Annotated in this window: 15 protein-coding genes; 8 read left to right on the forward strand and 7 right to left on the reverse strand. The window is 62.5% G+C overall.

Annotated features, from left to right (window positions below):
• Positions 1–18: 18 nt before the first annotated feature.
• Genes yaaA through tapT form a run of 3 tightly spaced genes read right to left on the reverse strand, consistent with a single transcriptional unit; the run spans position 19 to position 2996 of the window.
• Entirely contained in the window at positions 19–792 is a 774-nt protein-coding gene (gene yaaA / locus ACB032_RS10995) for a peroxide stress protein YaaA (RefSeq protein WP_011707391.1), read from the reverse strand.
• A gap of 31 nt (positions 793–823) precedes the next feature.
• A complete protein-coding gene (gene tapU, locus ACB032_RS11000; RefSeq protein ID WP_011707390.1) occupies positions 824–1933 on the reverse strand; it encodes a type IVa pilus ATPase TapU in 1110 nt (369 codons plus the stop codon).
• Between the two features lie 28 nt (positions 1934–1961).
• Positions 1962–2996 (reverse strand): type IVa pilus ATPase TapT, encoded by a 1035-nt coding sequence (tapT, locus tag ACB032_RS11005; RefSeq protein WP_011707389.1) that lies wholly within the window; start codon positions 2994–2996, stop codon positions 1962–1964.
• A gap of 39 nt (positions 2997–3035) precedes the next feature.
• Between tapT and ACB032_RS11010 the strand changes: the two genes are divergently transcribed.
• From ACB032_RS11010 to ACB032_RS11030, 5 genes are read left to right on the forward strand one after another with little or no spacing between them, the layout of a single operon-like run.
• On the forward strand, positions 3036–3737 hold the full coding sequence (locus ACB032_RS11010) for a YggS family pyridoxal phosphate-dependent enzyme (RefSeq protein WP_323977338.1): 702 nt from the start codon (positions 3036–3038) through the stop codon (positions 3735–3737).
• A 58-nt stretch (positions 3738–3795) separates the two neighbouring features.
• Positions 3796–4620 (forward strand): pyrroline-5-carboxylate reductase, encoded by an 825-nt coding sequence (proC, locus tag ACB032_RS11015; protein WP_371137926.1) that lies wholly within the window; start codon positions 3796–3798, stop codon positions 4618–4620.
• Between the two features lie 40 nt (positions 4621–4660).
• On the forward strand, positions 4661–5212 hold the full coding sequence (locus tag ACB032_RS11020; protein ID WP_017411214.1) for a YggT family protein: 552 nt from the start codon (positions 4661–4663) through the stop codon (positions 5210–5212).
• The gene (yggU, locus tag ACB032_RS11025) at positions 5212–5511 is read left to right on the forward strand and encodes a DUF167 family protein YggU (RefSeq protein WP_011707385.1); all 300 of its coding nucleotides are present in this window, start codon (positions 5212–5214) and stop codon (positions 5509–5511) included. The genes ACB032_RS11020 and yggU overlap by 1 nt, the downstream gene beginning before the upstream one ends.
• Before the next feature lie 18 nt (positions 5512–5529).
• The gene (locus ACB032_RS11030; protein WP_011707384.1) at positions 5530–5949 is read left to right on the forward strand and encodes a DUF4426 domain-containing protein; all 420 of its coding nucleotides are present in this window, start codon (positions 5530–5532) and stop codon (positions 5947–5949) included.
• Between the two features lie 54 nt (positions 5950–6003).
• Here the strand turns inward: ACB032_RS11030 and ACB032_RS11035 are convergent, their stop codons facing one another.
• Positions 6004–6315, reverse strand: coding sequence for a hypothetical protein (locus ACB032_RS11035; RefSeq protein ID WP_042064670.1), 312 nt, complete (start codon positions 6313–6315; stop codon positions 6004–6006).
• 112 nt (positions 6316–6427) lie between these two features.
• Positions 6428–8032: an ABC transporter substrate-binding protein gene (locus ACB032_RS11040; RefSeq protein WP_371137927.1), complete on the reverse strand. Its 1605-nt coding sequence runs from the start codon at positions 8030–8032 to the stop codon at positions 6428–6430.
• A 172-nt stretch (positions 8033–8204) separates the two neighbouring features.
• On the opposite strand from ACB032_RS11040, the gene ACB032_RS11045 reads away from it, so the two are divergent.
• Positions 8205–8912 carry a ParB-like protein gene (locus tag ACB032_RS11045; RefSeq protein ID WP_011707381.1) on the forward strand — a complete coding sequence of 236 codons (708 nt, stop codon included), beginning with the start codon at positions 8205–8207 and terminating at the stop codon, positions 8910–8912.
• Positions 8913–8963: 51 nt separating this feature from the next.
• On the opposite strand, the gene ACB032_RS11050 is transcribed toward ACB032_RS11045, so the two are convergent.
• Complete coding sequence (locus ACB032_RS11050; RefSeq protein WP_371137928.1) at positions 8964–9629, reverse strand: CatB-related O-acetyltransferase; 666 nt, start codon at positions 9627–9629, stop codon at positions 8964–8966.
• A 290-nt stretch (positions 9630–9919) separates the two neighbouring features.
• On the opposite strand from ACB032_RS11050, the gene ACB032_RS11055 reads away from it, so the two are divergent.
• Positions 9920–10348, forward strand: a complete 429-nt coding sequence (locus ACB032_RS11055; RefSeq protein WP_011707379.1) for a DUF2753 domain-containing protein — start codon at positions 9920–9922, stop codon at positions 10346–10348.
• A 3-nt stretch (positions 10349–10351) separates the two neighbouring features.
• On the opposite strand, the gene ACB032_RS11060 is transcribed toward ACB032_RS11055, so the two are convergent.
• Positions 10352–11101, reverse strand: coding sequence for an enoyl-CoA hydratase-related protein (locus ACB032_RS11060; RefSeq protein WP_371137929.1), 750 nt, complete (start codon positions 11099–11101; stop codon positions 10352–10354).
• Positions 11102–11190: 89 nt separating this feature from the next.
• Here ACB032_RS11060 and ACB032_RS11065 point away from each other — a divergent pair, with 89 nt between their 5' ends.
• The gene (locus ACB032_RS11065) at positions 11191–11631 is read left to right on the forward strand and encodes a copper chaperone PCu(A)C (RefSeq protein ID WP_011707377.1); all 441 of its coding nucleotides are present in this window, start codon (positions 11191–11193) and stop codon (positions 11629–11631) included.
• Positions 11632–11668: the final 37 nt, after the last annotated feature.

An 11668-nucleotide genomic window follows, 5' to 3' on the forward strand; every position in this document is an offset into this window, starting at 1 on the left:
GGTTCCCTCGGGTTGTAATTAATTTTCAGCGCGTTTGAACATCAGGGTATTGGCGTCGGACTCTTCCGCTACGAAGTAGTAGCCATCGGCGTTGAACCCGGTCAGCTGCTCCACCTTGGTGAGTCTGTGCTTGATGATGTGACGGGCCATCATGCCGCGCGCCTTCTTGGCGTAGAAGCTGATGATCTTGAACTGGCCGTTCTTCTCGTCCTTGAACACCGGCGTGATGATGCGCCCCTGCAGGGCCTTGGGACGTACCGACTTGAAGTACTCGTCGGAGGCGAGATTGATCAGCACCTCGTCTCCCTGAGCGGCCAGCGCCTTATTCAGGTGGGCGGTGATGATGTCGCCCCAGAACTGGTAGAGGTCCTTGCCACGCCCGTTGTCGAGGCGGATCCCCATCTCCAGCCGGTAAGGCATCATCAGATCGAGCGGACGCAGCACCCCGTAGAGACCGGAGAGCATGCGCAAGTGTGCCTGGGCGAAGTCGAGATCTGCCTCGCTGAAATCCTCCACCGCCAGCCCAGTGTAGACATCCCCCTTGAAGGCCAGCAGCGCCTGGCGGGCGTTGGCCGGGCTGAAGTCGGGTTGCCAGTCGGCAAAGCGGGCGGCATTGAGGCCGGCCAGCTTGTCGCTGATCTTCATCAGGCTGGCGATCTGGTCCGGGCTCAGCTGGCGGGCCCGGCCGATCAGCTCGGCGGAGTGGTCCAGCAGCTCGGGTTGGGTGAAACGGGAAGTCACCAGCGGCGACTCGTAGTCCAGCGTCTTGGCCGGGGAAACCACAATCAGCATAACGATCCTTTATAGCGGTGACGCACGCCCCTCATTCATCCAGGGTGACGTTGTCGAGAGTGCCTGCACCCAGCTGCTCGCGCCCCGACAGCTTGATCAGCAGTCGCAGGTCGTTGGCCGAGTCGGCATGGGCAAGGGCCTCACTGTAGCCAATTTGGCCGGCACAGAACAGGGCGAACAGCGCCTGATCGAAGGTCTGCATGCCGAGCTCGGTGGACTTGGTCATCACCTCCTTGAGCCGGTGCATCTCCCCCTTGCGGATGATATCGGTGATGAGCGGGGTGTTGAGCAGCACCTCGAAGGCCGCACAGCGACGGCGACCGTCCAGGCTGGGCAGCAGTTGCTGGGCCACGATGGCACGCAGGTTGAAGGAGAGATCGAACAGGAACTGGCGGTGCTTCTCCTGAGGGACCAGGTGCAGGATGCGGTCCAGCGCCTGGTTGGCATTGTTGGCGTGCAGGGTGGCGAGGCAGAGGTGGCCAGTCTCGGCAAACTGCAGGGCAAACTCCATGGTCTCCTGGCTGCGGATTTCACCGATCAGGATCACGTCAGGGGCCTGGCGCAGCGAGCTTTTCAGCGCCACGTCGAACGACGCTGTGTCTATGCCCACCTCGCGCTGGGTGATCAGGCTGCGGCCGTGCTGATGCACGAACTCCACCGGATCTTCCACCGTCAGGATGTGGCCGTCCACATGCTGGTTGCGATAGCCGATCATGGCCGCCTGGGTGGTGGATTTGCCGGCGCCGGTGGCACCGACGAACAGCACTAACCCGCGCTTGGCCAGGGCGATCTCCTGCAGGATGGGGGGCAGCGCCAGCTCGTCGAAGGTGGGGATGCGGGTCTCGATACGGCGCAGCACCATGCCCGGCAGCTCCTGCTGCCAGAAGGCGCTGACCCGAAAGCGGCCAAGCTCCTCGCGGTGGATGGCGTAGTTGGCCTCCTTGGTATGCAGATAGCGCTCGAAGTGCTCCTGGCTCAGGGTCTCCTTGACCAGCGCCAGCGCCCTTGCCTTGTCGAGGGGGGCTTCTGCCAGCGACTGCAGATGGCCGTTGACCTTGAGGGTCGGCGGCGTGCCGACCGTGATGAACAGATCCGAGCCTTTGCGGGCGACCAGCTCGGTCAGCAGGACATCCAGATTCATAACGACTCCTTCCCTAGATTCGTCGTGGTTAGATGGTGTTGGGATCAACCGCCTTGGCCTTGGCATCCAGCGCCGCCACTACGCCGCGGCTTACCAATTGCTTGAGGCTCTGGTCCATGGTCTGCATGCCGTGGGTCATCCCGGTCTGGATCACCGAGTAGAGCTGGGCAATCTTGTCTTCCCGGATGAGGTTACGCACGGCGGGAATACCCATCATGATCTCGTGGGCCGCCACCCGGCCGCCACCGATGCGCTTGAGCAGGGTCTGGGAGATGACCGCCCGCAGCGACTCGGAGAGCATGGAGCGCACCATGTCTTTTTCCGCACCGGGGAAGACGTCGATGATCCGGTCGATGGTCTTGGCGGCCGACGAGGTGTGCAGGGTGCCGAACACCAGGTGGCCGGTTTCGGCCGCGGTCATGGCGAGGCGAATGGTCTCCAGGTCACGCATCTCGCCCACCAGGATGATGTCCGGGTCTTCCCGCAGCGCCGAGCGCAGGGCGTTGCTGAAGCTCTTGGTATCGCGGTGTACTTCCCGCTGGTTCACCAGGCAGCGCTTGTTCTCGTGCACGAATTCGATGGGATCCTCGATGGTGAGGATGTGGTGATGAAAGTTCTCGTTGATGTAGTTGACCATGGCCGCCAGGGTGGTGGATTTACCCGAGCCGGTCGGGCCGGTCACCAGCACCAGGCCGCGCGGGTATTCGGCAATCTTGCGAAAGATCTCCGGGGCGTCCAGATCTTCGAGGCTCAGCACCGTGCTGGGGATGGTCCGAAATACCGCGCCGGAGCCGCGCGCCTGCTGGAAGGCGTTGACCCGGAAGCGGGCGAGGTTCGGCACCTCGAACGAGAAGTCCACCTCGAAGTTCTCTTCCAGTTCCTTGCGCTGGTGGTCGTTCATGATGTCGTAGATGAGGGCGTGCACTTCCCGGTGTTCCAGGGCGGGCAAATTGATCTTGCGAACCTCGCCATCAACCCTGATCATCGGGGGAACCCCGGCCGAGAGGTGTAGATCCGAGGCTTTATGTTTTACACTGAAAGCCAATAACTCTGTGATATCCATAGATTTGTCATTCTCCCATCACAAGATCACTAACGAAACATGAACCAGATTGCCGAGCACCTGCTTCAGGTCAAGGAACGTATTGTACAAGCCGCCAGTCGCGCGGGCCGAAGCCGCGATCACATCCAGCTGCTGGCGGTCAGCAAGACCAAACCGCTGGAGGCCGTTTGCGAGGCCTATGCCGCCGGTCAGCGCCGCTTTGGCGAATCCTACGCCCAGGAAGCGGCGACCAAGATAGATACCCTGCGTGAGCAAGGGGCCTGTGCAGACATAGAGTGGCACTTTATCGGCCCGCTGCAATCGAACAAATCCAGGCTGGTGGCCGAGCGTTTCGACTGGGTGCAGAGCGTGGACAGAGAGAAGCTGATCGAACGCCTGAACAACCAGCGTCCGAGCGGGCTCGCACCGCTAAATGTCTGTCTGCAAATCAATATTAGCGGAGAGAGCAGCAAATCCGGAACGTCGGAGCAAGAGATTTTCCGCCTGGCCGAACTGGTCTCCCGCTGTGAACGGCTGCGGTTGCGTGGCCTGATGGCGATTCCGGAGCACACCAGCGACGAGGCGGTGCTGGCCGCCCAGATGGTGCGCATGCAGGCTCTGTTCACCGAGCTTGCGCAACAATACCCGGGCGTCGACACCCTCTCGATGGGGATGACCGAGGATCTCGAACTGGCGATCGGCCACGGCAGCACCATGGTGCGGGTCGGTACCGCCATCTTCGGTGCCCGCGACTATTCATGAGCAAGGGCCGGGATGCGATGCATCGGGCAGTGCTTTTTTCAGATAACAGGAGCGTTTGATGCAGCATAGAATCCTCGCCTTTATCGGGGCGGGCAACATGAGCCGCAGTATCATTGCCGGTCTGGTTCAGGCGGGCTATCCGGCCGACCGGATCATCGCCGCCAACCCCAGTCGGCCCAAGCTGGATGCGCTGGTCAACGACTACGGCATCCGCATCACCCAGGACAACGCCGAGGCGGCCCGGGCGGCGGAGGTGATCGTGCTGGCGGTCAAGCCGCAGCTGATGGCGGCCATGCTGAGCGCGCTGGTGGCACAGCTGGGCACGTTGGAGGGCAAGCTGCTCATCTCCATCGCCGCCGGCATCAAGGTGGCGCGGCTGGCCGAGATGGCGGGCGGCCACGGCCGGATCATCCGCACCATGCCGAACACCCCCTCTCTGCTGGGGCTGGGTATGACCGGGCTGTACGCCCCGCCCGGCATCGAGCAGGTCGACCGCGAGCTGGCCGAGCAGATGATGCAGGCGGTGGGCAAAACCCTCTGGGTGGAGCAGGAGTCCGCCATCAACGGCGTCATCGCCGTGGCCGGCAGTGCGCCCGCATATTTCTTCCTGTTCATGCAGGCCATCGCCGAGGAGGCCGAGGCAATGGGCTTCTCCCCCGAGCAGGCCCGCCTGCTGGTGCAGCAGACCGCTCTTGGGGCGGCCGCCATGGTGGAGCAGAATCCCGAGCTGTCGCTGCAGACCCTGCGCGAGCAGGTGACCAGCAAGGGCGGCACCACCGCCGAGGCGATCAAGACTTTCCAGCAGCAGGGACTGATGCCGCTGACGGCACACGCCATGCAGGCGGCCGTTGCCCGGGCCGGCGAAATGGAAACCCTGTTCTGAACCCGATTTCTCTTACTCTCTGTCTCAACCTGGAGCCCAGATGAACACTGCTTACTTTCTGATTAACACGATTTTTGACCTCTATCTTATGGTGGTGCTGTTGCGCGTCTGGCTGCAGTGGGCCCGCGCAGACTTCTACAACCCCATGAGCCAGATGGTGGTCAAGCTGACCAATCCGCTGGTGGTGCCGCTGCGCCGGATCATTCCCGGGTTTGGCGGGCTGGACATGGCCTCTGTGCTGCTGGCCATCATCATCGCCTTCGCCAAGCTGGCGTTGCTCAAGAGCATGAACGTGCTGCTGGCCGACTGGCTCACCCTCAGCCTGTTTGCCGGCCTGACAGTGCTGAAGAAGGCCGGCTCCATGATCTTCTGGGTGCTGCTGATCCGCGCCATCCTGAGCTGGGTCAGCCAGGGTCGCAACCCCATCGAGTACGTGATGCACCAGCTGACCGAGCCCTTCCTGGCCCCCATCCGCCGCATTCTGCCGGCACTGGGCGGGCTGGATCTCTCCGTGCTGGTCGCCTTTATCGGGCTGCAGGCCATAAACTATCTGTTGGGCGATCTGTTCGGCCAGCTGTGGTGGATGATTTGATGGCAGCCGTCCTGCGGGAAGGGGATGAGCTGATAATGCATCTGATGATCCAGCCCAAGGCAAGTCGGGATCAGATCGTCGGATTGCATGGAGAAGAGTTGAAAGTGGCCATCACGGCGCCGCCGGTGGATGGCCAGGCCAACAGCCACTTGATCAAGTATCTGGCCAAGCAGTTCAAGGTGGCCAAGGGGCAGGTTCGCATCGTGCGAGGGGAGCTGGGGCGGCACAAGACGGTCGCCATCGAGGCGCCCAGGCAGATCCCCGCCGAGGTCAGTGCCCTGCTGGACAATCAGGGTTAACACGAGAAGGATGACACCATGAAAACAGCCTGGATAAGCTGCCTGCTGGCACTGCTGCTGACCTTGCCCCTGCGGGCCGAACAGATGAAGGAACTGGGTCCCTGGCAGGTGCACTACAGCGCCTTCAACTCCAGCTTTCTCACCCCCGAGGTGGCCAAGGCCTACGGCCTGGAGCGCAGCCGCTACAACGGCATCGTCAACATCGCGGTGCAGAACAAGCAGGGGGTCGCCCAGGCGGTGGGGATCAGCGGCGAGGCCAAGAACCTCACCGGCACCATCCGCAACCTGAGCTTCCAGGAGGTCAAGGAGGGGGATGCCATCTACTACCTGGCGGTGCTGCCCTATCGCAACGAGGATACCTACCAGTTCACCCTGAAGATCATGGGGGAGGGGCAGCAACAGACGCTGACCTTTCAGCAGACCTTCTACGTCGACTGATATTGGTGCCTGTCATGCCCAGAAAAAGCCCCGAACGCAGGTTCGGGGCTTTTTTCATGACGGCGAGTCGGCCGGCGGGGTGAAGTCGTGGATCTCCCCGATCCGCGGGGTGAAGCGGGGATCCTGATCCCGGTTGTGTTCCACCCACTCCATGGCCTGACAGAAGCTCTCCCGCTTCGAGAACTCGCTGCGCACCTGATCGATGGCCCGCTCCGCGCTGCGCCGCTCCATCTTGCTGGCCTTGCGGTCGCTGAACTGCTTGTGCTGGGCCAGCATCCACTCGGTGAAGGCCTGGCGGCACTGGGCCTCGCTGGCAGCCTGGACGGGCAGGGCCGCCAGCAGGGCGATCATCAATAAATAGCGCATAACAACATCGGTGACTGAGGGGGGTGGTTGTCTGAAAGGGCGGCATTCTATGCCGAAAACTTGAGCATGAACAGGGGAAGAGAGGGAGCCGGCATGGCCGGCCCCCACAGGGTCAGTGTTTGACGAGGTAGAGCTGGCGGCTGTAGGCCACGTCTTCCGGATTGTTGATGGGATAGCCCTTGAGCCAGGGCTTGATCAGCCGGGCGTTGGTGTACTGATAGATGGGGGCGATGGGCGCCTCGTCCTGCAGTATGGTTTCGGCCTCATCGAACAGGCGGGCCCGCTCACGGGGATCCTGGCTGCTGGCAGCCTTGGCCAGCAGGGCATCGTAGCCGGCATTGGCGAAGCGGGCCATGTTGCCGCTGTGGTGGGAACCCCACAGGCCGAGGAAGGCGGACGGGTCGTTGTAGTCGGCCACCCAGGAGGAGCGGATCACCTCGAACTCCCCGCTCTGGCGGCTGTCGAGATAGGTTTTCCACTCCTGATTGGTGAGCTCGACCCGGGCCCCCAGCTTCTGTTTCCACAGGTTGGCGATGGCCAGCGCCATCTTCTTGTGTACCTCGGCCGTGTTGTAGAGCAGGGTCAGCTTGAGCGGGTTGGCCGGGCCATAGCCCGCCTCCTTGAGCAGGGCTCTGGCCTTGTCGTCCAGCTCCTGCTGACTGCTGCTGGAGAGCAGGTTGGCCTTGGGCTCGAAGCCGGCAACCACGTCTGGGGTGAAGTGATAGGCCGGTTTTTCTCCGGTGCCCAGGATCTTGCTGGCGATGAGGCCACGGTCGATGGTGTAGGAGAGCGCCTTGCGCACCCGCACGTCGTTGAGGGGCGCGCGCTGGGTATTGAAGGCGTAGTAGTAGGTGCCGAGCTGATCCGGGGCATAGACCTCGCCCGGGATCTGCTGCATCAGCTTGTGATACTGCTCCTTGGGGAAGGACTCGGTGATGTGCAGGTCGCCGGCCAGGTAGCGGTTGGTGGCCGCGCTCTCCTGATTGATGGGCACGAAGGTGACCTTGGTCAGCACGGTATGGGCGCGATCCCAGTAGTAGGGGTTGGGGGTCAGCTCCAGCTTCTCGTTCACTACCCGGTGACTCAGCACGAAGGCGCCGTTGCCGACCAGCTTGCCGGGCTGGGTCCACTGGTTGCCGTATTGCTCCATGCTGGCGCGATGCAGCGGTGACAGGCTGGGGTGGGTCAGCAGGCTCAGGAAGTAGGGCACCGGCTGGGAGAGGGTCACCTGCAGGGTATGCTGGTCGAGGGCCTTCACCCCGAGCTCTGTGGGGGGCAGCTTGCCGGCCACGATGTCGTCCACCTTGTCGAAGCGGGCCAGCTGGGCGAACCAGGCAAAGGTGGCGGCCTCCCTGGGATCCACCAGTTTGCGCCAGCCGTAGACGAAGTCGGCGGCCTGCACGGGATCGCCGTTGGACCAGCGGGCGTCCGGTCGCAGATGGAAGGTGAAGCGCTGATTGCTCTGGTTGTCCCAGCTGGCGGCTACCCCGGGCTGCACCTTGCCGTCCGGTCCCTGGGTCAGCAGCCCCTCGTAGAGATCCCGCAGTACCTGCAACTCGGGCAGGCCGACCAGCTTGAGCGGGCTCAGGCTTGCCGGCTCGTCTTTCAGATGACGCACGACGGCCTGTTCGGCGGCGAGCTGGGTGCCGGGTGGAACATCGGCAGCCTGGACACAGGCACAGCCCAGCAGGGCCAGCAGGGGACTCCATCCTTTCATGATTGATCCTTCAAATAGTGTGAAGCGGGGTGAAAACTCGGCGAGAAGTGATCGCCGACAGACGGGAAATCATGATATCCCGTTTGCTGGTCAGACCGCCAGTATGAGTCCCTTGGATGAGGGGACTCCCCGGCATCTTATTTGACCCGCCATTCGGGCAGAGGAGTAAGCAATGAGAACATGGATCCTGTTGGCCCTGGCCATTAGTCAAGGGGCCTGGGCGCTGGCGCCGTGTGAGCGCGAGAGCCAGGTTGGCAGCTGGTGCGAGGTGAACATAGATCAGCTGCATCCGACCCAGGGCGGCGTGGGCCAGATCCAGGTCGACAACACCCAGGCCGAGCTGGCGGGCAAGAGCGCAAAGCAGCTCGACAAGTTGATGAAAAAGAAAGAGATCCCCATCGTCATTGCGCCCGATGGCGGTTACTGGCTGGTGGACAGGCACCATCTGACCAAGGCGCTGTGGCAGTCTGGCGTGAAGCAGGTGCGGGTCAAGGTGATCGCCAGGTTGCAGGACAAGGAGAACTTCTGGAGCCAGATGCAGTGCAACCACTGGGCCTGGCTCAAGGATGAAAAGGGCGGCGCACTGACGCCGCAGCAACTGCCGGCCCACATCGGCGAACTGCCGGATTACCCCTACCGGACGGTGGCCGGGCTGCTGCAGGATGCGGGCTATTTCGACAAGCGGGAGCAGGTCTACTTCGTCGAGTTTGCCTGGGCCAGCTGGCTCGGCCAGCAGATGGACTGGTTGCCGGTCGACAGCGCCAATCTGGCGGATCGCCTCTATCAGGCCAAGCGGCTGGCATGCAGCAGCAAGGCGGCGGATCTGCCCGGTTATCCGGGCAAGCAGTGCCGGGTCAATCAGTCGCGCAGCGGCAACTGAGCGGGTAGCCGCTATCAAAGCAATTGCGGGGGGCCTATGCCCCCCGCTTCGTCATGATGGCTGCAGGGCCTGCTGCCAGTGCGCGGCGGCCTGTTCCAGCAGGGCCACTTCGCCTTGCTGGATCAGCGGCAGCAAGGCCTGCACCTGGGCATCCGGCCACTCCCACCAGGCCAGCGCCTGCAAGCGGGCGATCTCCTCCTCAGCAAAGCGCATCCTGATCACTTTGGCCGGGGTACCAGCCACCATGGCATAGGGCGGCAGATCCTGATTGACCAGGGCGCGCGCCGCTATGATGGCCCCGTCGCCGACGGTGACCCCCGGCATGATCATGGCGTCCATGCCGATCCAGACATCGTTGCCGATGCGGGTGTCGCCGGCAGGGCGATAGCTGCGCTGGAGGGCATCGAGATCGGCAAACGGATAGGTGCTGATGAAGTCGGCATTGTGGGTGTGGTTGCCGCCCATCAGGATCTTCACCCCGGCGGCTATTTGCACATAGTCGCCGATATGAAGCTGATCGATGTGCCAGAGCGGCTCCCAGCCGGTCTCTGGGTTGCGGCTGAAGCTGTCGCCGTGCAGATAGCGCACGGCGGCCTCTTCAAACGGGCCGTCCCAGGCGCCGGAGTAGTAGCTGTGGCACCCCTTCAGGTGGATATTGGGGTTGCTCACCGTCAGGTGCAGGTACTCGACCTGCGACCAGTGTTGGCAGGGTTTCATGGTTGTCTCCTCGTTCAAATGGATAGGGTGGATGGCGCGAGGAGCGCAGCTAATAGATCCAGACCAGCAGGCGGGGCACGCACAGGGTCGAGCAGCCCAGATCCTGGGGCAAACGGGGTCGCAGCATGGAGTGTGCGGGTCCTGAAGGGCGGATCGGCATGGTAAGCCATATGGGGATGGGGGCCAAGCCAAGCATCGCTATCTGGTCAAAACCTGCACGAAATATCGGGTTGATATTCATTCTCAACTGGGCATGATAAAAGTCCCACCCATCAACCTGGGAGATCGGCATGACCCATCAAATCTGGCAGCGTTACATGCTGGAGGCTGAAAACGCACTGGGCGCGGGCGCGCTCGGGACCGCCATCTGCCTCTATCAGCAGGCCCTCGCCGAGGTATACGAACTGAGTGACGGTGAGCTTGATGAATTGGCCAGCATGCGGGTGGCCACCTGCCACCGGCTGGCCGACTTCTGGCGCGCCATGGAGGAGCCGGCCTACGAGCTGCGCTACCTCAAGCTGGCCTCCGAGCTGGTGACGGCGTTGGTACCCCAGTGCCCGAACCAGGAGTGCGAATCCCTCATCAGCGAACTGGGTTGCTGTCGGGCGGCGCTGCTCTCTTTCCTCAAGCGCCACCCCAATCCCGACATCGCCCGCTTGATCCAATTGCAGGATCAGGTGCAGGGCTGCGAGCTGATCGGCCGTTTTCGCCTCAACTGAGGGTCATTTACGGCCTTTGAGGCGCTGGGCGATCCGCGTTTGTGCCTCTTCCCCCTGCAGGGCGAGGGAGAAGGCGCGCGCCTCCAGATCGATGACGAAGTGCACCGCCTGCCTGAGCTCCTGCTTGAGCAGCGCCTTGCTCTTTTGCAGCGCCTTCGGCGCCTTGGCCGCCAGCTTCAAACCCTGCTCCCGAGCAAAGGGGAGCAGGGCTTCGGCCGCCAGCACCCGGTTGGCGAGCCCCAACCGCAGTGCCTCGTCGGCATCGATGGCTTCGGCCAGCAGCAACAGCTCCGCCGCCTTCAAGTTGCCCACGCTGCGCGGCAGCAGCAGGCTGGAGGCAAACTCCGGCACCAGCCCCAGCTCGACGAAGGGCAGTTGCAGGCGGGCATTGTCGGCCAGATAGACCAGATCGCAGTGCAGCAGCAGGGTGGTACCGATGCCGACCGCCGCACCGCCGACCGCGGCGATCACCGGTTTCGGGAAGTCGGCCAGGGTGTGGAGGAACTGCAAGATGGGATCGTCGGCCTCCAAGGCCTCTTTCCCCACGAAGTCGGCCAGATCATTGCCGGCGGTAAAGCAGTCGCTCTGCCCCTGGATGAGCAGGGCATGGATGGCGTCATCTTCCGTCGCTTGTCGCAAGGCGTCGGTGAGCCCACGATACATGGCGGTATTGAGGGCATTGCGCTTGTCGGGACGATTGAGGGTCAGGGTGAGCAAGCCATCCTGCTGCTCGACAATGATAATGGGGTCCATGTCTAAATCCTTGTTATTGCTGGCTGTCAAAAGCTTACCACTGCGGTAATCTTTGCGGCGTTTAACAACATCATAAAAGGATTTCAACCATGTTTAAACGTGCGTTCTATTCCCTGCTGGCCCTGGGGCTGGCTGCTCCCGCCCTGGCCAAGGTCGAGGCCGTCGACGGCTATGTGCGCCTGCTGCCGCCGGGCTCGCCCAACACCGCCGCCTTTCTGGTGCTGAAGAATGATGCGGATCAACCGGTCAAGCTGGTGGCTGCCGCCTCGCCCGAGGTGGGCCGCGCCGAGCTGCACACCCATCTGCACGAGAACGGTGTGATGAAGATGCGCCAGGTCGAGAGCATAGAGGTGCCGGCCAAGGGCGAAGTGGCGCTCAAACCCGGCAGCTTTCATATCATGCTGTTCGAGGTACGCGAGCTCTCCCAGGGCACCCCTTTTCCGCTGACATTGACCATGGATGATGGCCAGAAGCTGGAGTTGAGCCTGCCGGTGAAGCCGATTGAACCCATGGCCGGCATGCAGCACTGACATTAATGGACGCTTGTTCAGTTTTTTACACTGTGTA

This window comes from Aeromonas sp. S5(2024), from assembly GCF_041403025.1.
Taxonomy (GTDB): domain Bacteria; phylum Pseudomonadota; class Gammaproteobacteria; order Enterobacterales; family Aeromonadaceae; genus Aeromonas; species Aeromonas hydrophila.

Excerpts from the sequence above, each read along its gene's own strand:
- tapT (WP_011707389.1), bottom strand. The coding sequence starts at position 2,996 with ATGGATATCACAGAGTTATTGGCTTTCAGTGTAAAACATAAAGCCTCG.
- ACB032_RS11060 (WP_371137929.1), bottom strand. The coding sequence starts at position 11,101 with ATGGACCCCATTATCATTGTCGAGCAGCAGGATGGCTTGCTCACCCTG.
- yaaA (WP_011707391.1), bottom strand. The coding sequence starts at position 792 with ATGCTGATTGTGGTTTCCCCGGCCAAGACGCTGGACTACGAGTCGCCG.
- proC (WP_371137926.1), top strand. The coding sequence starts at position 3,796 with ATGCAGCATAGAATCCTCGCCTTTATCGGGGCGGGCAACATGAGCCGC.
- tapU (WP_011707390.1), bottom strand. The coding sequence starts at position 1,933 with ATGAATCTGGATGTCCTGCTGACCGAGCTGGTCGCCCGCAAAGGCTCG.
- ACB032_RS11050 (WP_371137928.1), bottom strand. The coding sequence starts at position 9,629 with ATGAAACCCTGCCAACACTGGTCGCAGGTCGAGTACCTGCACCTGACG.
- ACB032_RS11020 (WP_017411214.1), top strand. The coding sequence starts at position 4,661 with ATGAACACTGCTTACTTTCTGATTAACACGATTTTTGACCTCTATCTT.
- ACB032_RS11010 (WP_323977338.1), top strand. The coding sequence starts at position 3,036 with ATGAACCAGATTGCCGAGCACCTGCTTCAGGTCAAGGAACGTATTGTA.
- yggU (WP_011707385.1), top strand. The coding sequence starts at position 5,212 with ATGGCAGCCGTCCTGCGGGAAGGGGATGAGCTGATAATGCATCTGATG.
- ACB032_RS11030 (WP_011707384.1), top strand. The coding sequence starts at position 5,530 with ATGAAAACAGCCTGGATAAGCTGCCTGCTGGCACTGCTGCTGACCTTG.
- ACB032_RS11040 (WP_371137927.1), bottom strand. The coding sequence starts at position 8,032 with ATGAAAGGATGGAGTCCCCTGCTGGCCCTGCTGGGCTGTGCCTGTGTC.
- ACB032_RS11065 (WP_011707377.1), top strand. The coding sequence starts at position 11,191 with ATGTTTAAACGTGCGTTCTATTCCCTGCTGGCCCTGGGGCTGGCTGCT.
- ACB032_RS11035 (WP_042064670.1), bottom strand. The coding sequence starts at position 6,315 with ATGCGCTATTTATTGATGATCGCCCTGCTGGCGGCCCTGCCCGTCCAG.
- ACB032_RS11055 (WP_011707379.1), top strand. The coding sequence starts at position 9,920 with ATGACCCATCAAATCTGGCAGCGTTACATGCTGGAGGCTGAAAACGCA.
- ACB032_RS11045 (WP_011707381.1), top strand. The coding sequence starts at position 8,205 with ATGAGAACATGGATCCTGTTGGCCCTGGCCATTAGTCAAGGGGCCTGG.